The organism is Amnimonas aquatica, from assembly GCF_002943415.1.
Taxonomy (GTDB): domain Bacteria; phylum Pseudomonadota; class Gammaproteobacteria; order Pseudomonadales; family Moraxellaceae; genus Perlucidibaca; species Perlucidibaca aquatica_A.
In genome coordinates this window covers 1-1333 of the sequence record NZ_PTQZ01000327.1, presented here as the reverse complement: position 1 = coordinate 1333, position 1333 = coordinate 1, and the positions used below count along the sequence as shown (strand labels likewise).

General features: G+C 69.3%; 3 protein-coding genes. 1 reads left to right on the top strand and 2 read right to left on the bottom strand.

What is annotated here, in order from left to right; genetic code table 11:
* A partial coding sequence (locus C5O18_RS09625) for a hypothetical protein (protein ID WP_206389850.1) occupies positions 1–315 on the bottom strand: 315 nt, incomplete at its 3' end.
* A gap of 94 nt (positions 316–409) precedes the next feature.
* Positions 410–940, bottom strand: a complete 531-nt coding sequence (gene msrA, locus C5O18_RS09620) for a peptide-methionine (S)-S-oxide reductase MsrA (RefSeq protein ID WP_105193407.1) — start codon at positions 938–940, stop codon at positions 410–412.
* Positions 941–1053: 113 nt separating this feature from the next.
* Here msrA and C5O18_RS09615 point away from each other — a divergent pair.
* Positions 1054–1333, top strand: a 280-nt coding sequence (locus C5O18_RS09615) for an esterase/lipase family protein (protein WP_146089339.1), incomplete at its 3' end; no start/stop codon positions are given.

Below are 1333 nucleotides of genomic sequence, written 5' to 3'. Positions count from 1 at the left end.
ACTGCCCGGGCGCTTGCGGAAGCCGTCGAAAAGCAGCGACAGCCGGCGGTCGCCCTGTTCGACCCCTTGTGCGAAGGCGCCGAAACCGGCGCCGAGCACGGGCATGAGCAGCATGGTCAGCAGTCCGCTGGCGACCGGCAGATTGAGAATGAGTCCGTGGACCATCAGGGCCAGCAGCACGAGCAGCGGCCACTGCCACCAGGCCTGGCGCAGCAGGCGCCAGCCGCCGGCCAGCCAGCGTGCACCGTTCAGCGCCGGGACGCGGCGGGCTTCGGTGTCGAAGGACGGGGTCGGGGCCCCGGTCTCGGTCGTCATCTGGCAGTCTCCTGTCTGCGGGTGTCATGCCCGGAGCGCGACCGGGCGGTGATTTCGGAAAGGATGCCGGCGTCGTGGCCGGGGCGACAGGCTATCACCGCGCTGCCGGCCACTTCTGTCGATATTTCGCCACCTTGGGTGCGACCACGAACTGGCAGTAGCCCTGCCCCGGGTTGCGGCGGAAATAGTCCTGGTGATAGTCCTCGGCCGGCCAGAAGGTCGCGTCGTCAGCGATTTCGGTGACGATGGGCCGGGTGAATGCGCCGCTGGCTCCCAGCCGCGCCAGGTAGTCCTCGATGGCGGCGCGTTGCGCCGGGTCCCGGCAGAAGATCACCGAGCGGTACTGGGTGCCGACATCGTTGCCCTGACGGTTGAGCGTGGTCGGGTCGTGTATGGTGAAGAAAATGTCGAGCAGCTGCTCCTGCGAGACCCGGGCCGGGTCGAACACCAGACGCACCACTTCGGCGTGGCCGGTGCGGCCGCCGCAGACACTGTCGTAGTCGGGTTCGGGCAGCTCGCCGCCGGCGTAGCCGCTGGTGCAGGACGATATGCCCGGCACCTCGCGGAAGACCGCGTCCAGGCACCAGAAACAGCCGCCTCCCAGGGTCAGCACATGCTCGCTCATCAGGACTCCTCCCCCTCGTGATTCGCGCCGGCCGCGCACCGGGACGAGACCGGCGGGCGACAAGCCGTTACAGTCTGCACCAAGTCATCNGCTATGGCGCCGACGAAACCAACATGCGCCTGCTGCGCGACCGGCTGCGCGCGCTCGGCCACGATGCCAGGCACTGGGGCGAAGGCCGCAACCACGGCATGATCAACAAGCTCATTCCGAAGCTCGGCGCGCGCCTGCGCGCCTGGGTGGCGGAGCTGGGGCGGCCGGTGCATCTGGTGGGCTGGAGCCTGGGCGGGTACATCGCCCGCGAGCTGGCGCGCGAGCATCCGGACCTGGTGGCCAGCGTGGTCACGCTGGGCTCGCCGGCGGTGGGAGGCCCCAAGTACACCATCACCGCACCGA